The organism is Nonomuraea sp. K271, assembly GCF_009908215.1.
GTDB classification, from domain to species: domain Bacteria; phylum Actinomycetota; class Actinomycetes; order Streptosporangiales; family Streptosporangiaceae; genus Nonomuraea; species Nonomuraea longispora.
Window position 1 is genome coordinate 1 of the sequence record NZ_JAAAHR010000270.1, and the last position, 7,363, is coordinate 7,363.

Sequence of the window (7,363 nt, forward strand, 5' to 3'; positions counted from 1 at the left end):
AGCCCAGCCCTGGCTACCCCGGCGCCCCTGACGAACCGTACGTACCGGGCCGTTTCGGCCCCCGCCCGGGCACCGACGACGCGACGCTGGCGATGATCGCGCACCTTCTGGGCCTGCTGGCGTCCTGGGTCGGCCCGCTGGTCATCTACCTCATGAAGAAGGACGAGGCGCCGTACGTACGCGACCAGGCGGCAGAGGCGCTCAACTTCCAGATCACGATGTTCATCGGCTATCTCGTCTCGAGCATCCTGATAATCGTCTTCGTCGGCATCCTGCTGCTGCCGGTGGTCTGGATCGTGTCGTTCATCTTCCACATCCAGGCGGCCATGGCCACGAACAAGGGGCAAATGTACCGCTATCCGTTCGCCATCCGCATGATCACCTAGACGAGCAGGTCCCTGATGAGGGCGTCGGCGAGCAGGCGTCCCTGGAGCGTCAGCACCATCTGCCCCGACCGGAACGCCGCCGGTTCGAGCAGCCCCCGCGCCAGCGCGCTCGCCACGGTGGGACGCGCGGCGGGCGCGACCTCGGCGAGCGGGTAGCCGGAGGCCAGTCGCAGCTCCAGCATCAGGCGTTCGGCCTCGCGGTCGCCGGTGTCCAGCACCTCGCGGGCGTGCGCCGGCGAGGCGCCGCCGGCCAGCCGCTGGGCGTAGGCGGCCGGGTGTTTGACGTTCCACCAGCGGGTGCCGCCGACGTGGCTGTGCGCGCCGGGGCCGGCGGCCCACCAGTCGCCGCCGGTCCAGTAGAGCAGGTTGTGCCGGCAGCGCGCCGCGTCGGAGCCGGCCCAGTTGGACACCTCGTACCAGCGCAGACCTGCCTGCGACAGCATCTCGTCGGCGATCAGGTAGCGGTCGGCGGCCACGTCGTCGTCGGGCATGGGCAGCTCGCCCCGCCGGATCCTGGCCGCGAGCCTGGTGCCCTCCTCGACGATCAGGGAGTAGGCCGACACGTGGTCGGGCCCGGCCTCGATCGCCGCGGTCAGGGTGGCCCGCCAGTCGTCGTCGGACTCGCCGGGCGTGCTGTAGATCAGGTCGAGGTTGACGTGCTCGAACCCGGCGGCCCGCGCCTCGCGTACGGCCTCGGCCGCCCGCCCCGGCGTGTGCCCGCGTTCCAGCACCCGCAACACGTGCTCGCGTGCGCTCTGCATGCCGAAGCTGACCCGGTTGAACCCGCCGTGGCGGAGTTTGTCGAGATAGGACGGGTCGACGGACTCGGGGTTGGCCTCGGTCGTCACCTCGGCCTCCGGCCGCAACCCGAACTCCGAGCCGATCGCGCCCAGGATCCTGGCCAGGTCTTCGGGAGGTAGCAGGGTGGGTGTGCCCCCGCCGAAGAACACCGTCTCCACCGGCAGCTCCGCCGGGCCGAGCACGCGGCGCGCGAGCCGGATCTCCTCGACGACCGTGTCGGCGTAGTCGCGGCGGGAGGCGCCGGGGCCGAGCTCGTCGGCGGTGTAGGTGTTGAAGTCACAGTAGCCGCAGCGCGTCACGCAGAACGGCACGTGCACGTAGAAGCCGAACGGACGCTCGCCGAGCGTGCTCAGGGCACCGGCGGGCAGCTCGCCCGTGGCGGGCGCGGGATCGCCGTCAGGCAGGGTGGATGGCACGCCTCCAGTCTGCCCGCCCCGGGGGAGTGCTCCGACTCCGAATGGCGTCATCATTTGGATTGTGACAACATTCGGCCATGCCATGGAGAGTTACCATACGCACCCAGCAGGCGCACCGCAGGTCGCGGAGGACGGCGCCATGACCCTGCCCCGACCTCACCGCACCGGGATGCCGGTGCTCCACGCCCTGCGCTGCGCCGGTCATGCCGGCCTCGCCCGGGTGAGCGCGGTCACCGGCCTGGACGAGTCCGAGGCCGAGTCCGAGCTGATCGATCTCGCGGTCGCCGGTCTCGTCACGCATTTCGCAGACGGGTTCGACGTGTGGGGCCTGACGGACGCCGGCCGGGTCGCGGACGCCGAGTGGATCGCCGGCGAGTTGGAAGCAGGTGGCGCACGCCCCGCCGTCGCCGCCGCCTACGAACGATTCCTCGTGCTCAACCCGGAACTGCTCGATCTCTGCACGGCCTGGCAGCTGAGGCCGCTCGACGGCGTCATGGTCGTCAACGACCACGACGACCCGGCGTACGACACCCGCGTCCTCGGCCGGTTCGCCGACTTCGACCGCAGAGCCGCGCTCGTCTGCGCCGAGCTCGCCGCGGCGCTGCCGCGTTTCGGCCGCTACCGAACCCGGCTAGCCGAAGCCCTCGACCGCGCGCACTCGGGCGAGCTGGAATATGTGGCCGACCACGTCGCGTCGTCGTACCACATCGTGTGGGCCCAGCTTCACGAAGACCTGCTCGCGACGCTCGGGATCCCCCGGTGAGGTGGATCCGGACACTCTCCGCGCGGGCCGAGGAGGGCGCGCAGACCCTGGGGGCCAAGGCGCACGGCCTCGTGGCGCTGCACCGGCTGGGGTTGCCGGTGCCCGCCGGGTTCGTCGTCACCGTCGAGGCGTGCCGGGAGTTCATGCGTGCGGGCCGCCTTCCCGGCGGTCTCGACGAGGAGCTCACGATCGCCATGGCCGGGCTCGAGGCCGCCACCGGGCGCAGGTTCGGCGGAACCCGGACGCCGCTGACCGTGTCGGTACGCTCCGGGGCGAGCGTGTCGATGCCCGGCATGATGAACACCGTTCTGAACCTCGGCCTCACGCCCGAGGCCGCGACGGCTTTGGCGGCCGAGACCGGCGACCCCGAGTTCGCCGCGAACGCGCGGCTGCGGTTCCTGACGAGCTTCGCGTCCGCGATCACGCCGGACGCTCCCGCGGGCTCCGGCGCGGCAGCGGAGCGGCCGAGCCTTGACACGGCCGAGGAACTCGTACGGCGACGAGGCGGCCGGACGGTCCCGGACGACGCCGCCGGGCAGCTTGGCCCGGCGATCGAGGCCGTCTTCTCGTCGTGGGACTCACCGCGCGCACGAACGTACCGCGACCTGCACGACATCCCGCACGACCTCGGCACGGCCGTGATCGTGCAGGCGATGGTGTACGGGAACCGCGACGACCACAGCGGCACCGGGGTCGCCTTCAGCCGTGACCCCAACACCGGGGAGAACGTCCCGTTCGGTGACGTCATGTTCGGCCACCAAGGCGAGGACGTCGTCTCGGGCCGATCGGCGCCCCGACCCCTGCACGAGCTCGCCGGCCGGGAACCGGCCGTGTGGTCCGCCCTGGCGGAGGCGCTGAACCGCGTCGAGGGGCATTACCGCGACGCGTGCTACGTCGAGTTCACCTTCGAGTCCGGCGAGTTGTGGTTGTTGCAGGCGCGGCCCGCCCGGCTGGCCGGAGGCGCCGCCGTACGCGTCGCGACCGACCTCGCCGACGAGCGCTTGATCACCCGGCGCGAAGCGCTGCTCAGGGTCTCGCCGCACCATCTGCGGCACGTACGCACGCCCCGCATCGCGGCATCGGCGCGGGCCGACATCCTGGCCCGTGGGCTCGGGGCCTGCCCGGGAGTCGCGGCCGGCGAGGTGGCGACCACGACGGAGGCGGCAGTGCGCATGGCCGCCGACGGCCCGGTCGTCCTGGTGCGCCCGGAGACATCCCCCTACGACATGCGCGGCCTGGCCGCCGCCGCGGGGATCGTCACGGCGCGCGGCGGGCCGGCCAGCCACGCCGCGGTCGTCGCACGGGCGATGGGCAAACCCGCCGTCGTCGGCGTCACCGGCCTCGTCGTCGACGCCGCCTCACTGACCGCCGATGGGCGTACCGTCACCGAGGGCACCCCGGTCACCATCGACGGGACCAGCGGCGAGGTCGCTCTCGGCAGTCCTGCCGTCTCCACCAGCACGGCCGACGCCCACCTGCGGCGGCTGCTCGCATGGGCGGACGACGTGTCCGGCGACCACTCCGAGCGGGATGAGGCCGACCGCCTCAACGCCGCCCACGCCGCCCTATGCCACTAGCGCGCTCACGGAAGCCACCCGGCCCGCACCACCTCCTTCGGCCGGATCTCCACGCGACTCACGGCCGGACGCCCGGTCCGAACCCCGTCCAGCGGAGGTCGGCCGGGAGGTGGCCCATGTCGTTGTACAGCAGCACCGCCGGCGCCGCGCCGTCGTAGTAGTCGATCGCGGTCAGCGCCGTGTTGCCGCAGCCCAGCCCCAGCCACCGCGCCGGCGGCGCGTCGAGGGCGTGCCGCACCAGCCAGGCGGCCTGGTAGGCATGCGTCACCAGGACCTCATGGCTCTCGGCCTGCGCAGGGCGCGCGAACCGAGCGACCAGGTCGGCCGCGCGTCGCGCGCCGTCGGCCGCCTCGTCCGCGTCGTATCCGTCGAAGAACCCCGCCCACTCCGGCGGTATCCCGTCCGGCACATGCGGCACGTGGTCGACCAGCTCGGCCGCCTCCCGCACAGGAACCCCGGGCAGGCGTTCACCCATGATCTCCGCCGAGCGCGCCGCCCGGGGCAGCGGCGAGTGCCACACCGCGTCGACCGGCAAGCGGGCGAGGCGCTCGGCCACCAGCTCCGACTGCCGCTCCCCCGCCTCGGTCAGCCTGCCGAAGGGATCGGCCGCTCCGTGCCTCACCACGTACAGATGCCGCGTCGCCATCGCAACCTCTATTCAAATTCCATGAACATCCCGATGTTTACAACATCCTATGACTGCTCACCGGCGGACACGCCAGGATTGAGCTGCGACTCCCCGTCGAACCCCGCCAGCTGCAACAACGTCTCCAGCGCCGCCTGCCTGGCCTCCTCGATCGAGTCACCGCGCTCGCCGAAACACTCGGCGGCCACGTCGAGCACCGCCGCCAACACGGCCGCGTCGGGATAGGGCACGTCGACCAGGACCGTGCCGTCGCCCCCCTCCTCCGGCGAGCTCAGGTGGTGCCGCAGCAGCCGGCGGGTCTCCTCCGCCACAGCGACCCCCAGCACCGCAGCGCGCTCGAACCGCTCAGAAGCGATCACGTCACCCTCCTATCGCACAAGTGTTCGGCTACTGAAGGTAGAGGACGCCACCGACAGAATCCCTTACACACGCGGCGATCCCGCCCTGCGCACTCCCGCCACTTCGCACGGCGCGCGCGAGTTGGTTACCCTCGGACGGTGTACGAACCGATCATCGAAGTGGCCGACCTAGCCGTCGATCTGGGCGCCAATCCCGTGCTGCGGGACGTTCGGCTGACCGTGTCACCAGGCGAGATCGTGGCGGTGGTCGGGCCCAACGGTTGCGGAAAGTCGACGCTGCTCCGCTGCCTGACCGGCCTCCAGCCCGCCACGTCGGGCGAGATCCGGATGTTCGGGGAGCCGCCGGCCGACAACGCGCGTTTCTGGAGCCGGGTGGCGCTGCTGGGCGACGAGCCGGCCTGGTATCCGGGGCTCACCGCGCGCGAGCACCTTGAGCTGATGGGCGCGGTGCACGCCACTCCCCGCATGACCGTTGACGCGGCGCTCGACGTGTTCGCCCTGACGGAGCGCGCCGACGCGGTCCCGCTCAACCTGTCCACCGGCCAGCGCCAGCGCCTGTGCCTGGCCGCCACACTGCTCCGGCCGAGCACTCTGCTCCTCCTCGACGAGCCGGAACGCGGGCTCGACGCCGCCTTCCGTTCCCGCCTGGCCGGGCTGCTCGGCGACTACGCGGCTGGAGGCGGCACCGTCGTCATGGCCACGCACGACGAAGGTCTGGCCGCGCACGCCCGCCAGGTCTTCCCGTCAGGAGTCACCGCGTGACGCGCCCGCACATGCCCCCGACATCATCCGGGTCCGCGGCCGGCGTGCGGCCGGTACGCGCCTACCTGCGCTCGCGCGGCCACGCCCCCGTCAGCCTCACCGACCGGTACGTCACCATGGTGCAGCTCGCGATCCTGGCCGCCGTGGCCGGTCAGCCCGTCGCCACCATGATCGGCGACCTGGCCGGGCCGGCCGATCCCGCGCGTGCGGGCGCCGGCGTGGCGCTGGTGGCGCTGGCCATGACGGCTTTCCTGGCCGCCGCCAGGGCGGCGGGCCCGGTGCTGCTGCCCGCCCCCGACGCGGCCTGGCTGCTGCTCTCCCCGCTCAACCGGGAGCACGTGCTCGGCCGCACCGCGCGGGCGCTCCTCGTGGTCGCGGTCGTGGCCGGCCTCGTGCTGGGGCTGGGCGTGCTGGCCGTACTGGGCGCTCCCGACCAGCTCATGTGGCGGCTGTTCGCCGCACTGGCGCTCGGCGTCTCTGCGACCGTGGGCGGGATGGCGCTGGCGGTGCTCGGCCAGGCGTCCCAGTCGTGGCAGGTCTGGCTGACCGTCGCGATCGCCGGGCTGGTGGTGCTGGCCGTGGTGGCCATGAGCGGGCACCTGCGTTCGGCGCTGGCGGTCGCGGCGGCCGCGCCGCTGTCCGCCGTCGCGGCCGTCGCCGCGGGCGGCGCCGTGCTCTCCGCCCTTCTCGCACGTCGGGCGTGGGCGGCGCTCGGCCGGATCCCCGCCCGCACCCTGGTCAGCGCCTCCACCCGCGCGGGCCACGTGAGCAACGCTGCCACCACGCTCGACCCCGGCGCGCTCACCTGGATCACCGAGGACAACCACTGGCGTGCAAGGAAGCTCGCCTCGCGCCGCTGGCCGTCGATGCCCGCGCCGTTCGCCCTGGCCTGGCACGACTGGCTCCGCCTGGCCCGCAGGCCCAGGCGGCTCGCGGCCATGGCGGCGGCGGCCGCGCTGCCCGCCGTGCTGGCCCAGGCGGGCCTCGCGCCCACGGCGTTGTGGGCTGCCGTGCTGGCGGGAGGGCTGGCCGCGGCCTGCACCGGTGTGTCCGGGGCGCGCAGGGACAACGACAATCCGGTCATGGCACGGCTGATGGGGGTGGCCAGGCGCCCGGCGCTGGCGGCCAGGGCCGTTCTTCCGATGGTGCTGAGCGGCTCGTGGACGATCCTGGCCCTGGCCGGACTCGCACTGGCCGGCGGACCCGGAACGCAGGCCGCGGCCCTGGCGGGCCCCGCCGCCGGAGGGGTGTGGTGGCTGCTCGGTCCGCTGGCCGCTCCGGCACTCGCCGCCGGCGCGCTGCGGATGGCCAGGCGCAGCCCGGTTGACCATTCCATGCCGGTCCTCGACACCCCGGGCGGCGCGATCCCCACCGGGCCGCTGATCTGGGCGGTCACGGGCGCGGACCTGGCCATGGCCGGATGCCTGCCCGCGCTGTCGGCGCCGCTGGTCCCCCCGGGCGCCTTCGGCGCCGTCCTGGCAGCCCAGGGCGTGGCCGGCGTGCTGGTTCTGCTGGATTATGTGCTGCGTGCCGGCAGGGCGGGCTGACCGGCGCTCAGGCGACGTAGACGTCGCTGGGCACTCCACCGTACGGGATCGTACGGTCCTTGTGCATGCCCGCTTTCTCCGCCACCTTCCGCGACGGCTCGTTGAC

General features: G+C 73.1%; 8 protein-coding genes. 5 read left to right on the plus strand and 3 right to left on the minus strand.

The window, feature by feature from the left end; translation table 11 throughout:
- Positions 1 to 386, plus strand: a 386-nt coding sequence (locus GUY59_RS44975) for a DUF4870 domain-containing protein (protein ID WP_201762109.1), incomplete at its 5' end; no start/stop codon positions are given.
- Here the strand turns inward: GUY59_RS44975 and hemW are convergent.
- The gene (gene hemW / locus GUY59_RS44980; protein WP_138205304.1) at positions 383 to 1,603 is read right to left on the minus strand and encodes a radical SAM family heme chaperone HemW; all 1,221 of its coding nucleotides are present in this window, start codon (positions 1,601 to 1,603) and stop codon (positions 383 to 385) included. The two genes, GUY59_RS44975 and hemW, sit on opposite strands and share 4 nt — an antisense overlap.
- 139 nt (positions 1,604 to 1,742) lie before the next feature.
- On the opposite strand from hemW, the gene GUY59_RS44985 reads away from it, so the two are divergent.
- A complete protein-coding gene (locus GUY59_RS44985; protein WP_138205306.1) occupies positions 1,743 to 2,366 on the plus strand; it encodes a transcriptional regulator in 624 nt (207 codons plus the stop codon).
- Positions 2,363 to 3,943 carry a pyruvate, phosphate dikinase gene (locus tag GUY59_RS44990; RefSeq protein ID WP_138205308.1) on the plus strand — a complete coding sequence of 527 codons (1,581 nt, stop codon included), beginning with the start codon at positions 2,363 to 2,365 and terminating at the stop codon, positions 3,941 to 3,943. Before GUY59_RS44985 ends, GUY59_RS44990 begins: the two co-directional genes overlap by 4 nt.
- Positions 3,944 to 4,001: 58 nt before the next feature.
- On the opposite strand, the gene GUY59_RS44995 is transcribed toward GUY59_RS44990, so the two are convergent.
- Both GUY59_RS44995 and GUY59_RS51125 read right to left on the minus strand, forming a co-directional pair.
- Positions 4,002 to 4,589, minus strand: coding sequence for a histidine phosphatase family protein (locus GUY59_RS44995; RefSeq protein WP_138205310.1), 588 nt, complete (start codon positions 4,587 to 4,589; stop codon positions 4,002 to 4,004).
- 47 nt (positions 4,590 to 4,636) lie between these two features.
- Complete coding sequence (locus GUY59_RS51125) at positions 4,637 to 4,948, minus strand: hypothetical protein (protein ID WP_138205312.1); 312 nt, start codon at positions 4,946 to 4,948, stop codon at positions 4,637 to 4,639.
- A 138-nt stretch (positions 4,949 to 5,086) separates the two neighbouring features.
- On the opposite strand from GUY59_RS51125, the gene ccmA reads away from it, so the two are divergent.
- Together ccmA and GUY59_RS45010 are read left to right on the plus strand one after the other, a co-directional pair.
- Positions 5,087 to 5,710: a heme ABC exporter ATP-binding protein CcmA gene (ccmA, locus tag GUY59_RS51130; RefSeq protein ID WP_138205314.1), complete on the plus strand. Its 624-nt coding sequence runs from the start codon at positions 5,087 to 5,089 to the stop codon at positions 5,708 to 5,710.
- Positions 5,707 to 7,257, plus strand: coding sequence for a DUF6297 family protein (locus GUY59_RS45010; protein ID WP_252375124.1), 1,551 nt, complete (start codon positions 5,707 to 5,709; stop codon positions 7,255 to 7,257). Before ccmA ends, GUY59_RS45010 begins: the two co-directional genes overlap by 4 nt.
- Positions 7,258 to 7,363: the final 106 nt, after the last annotated feature.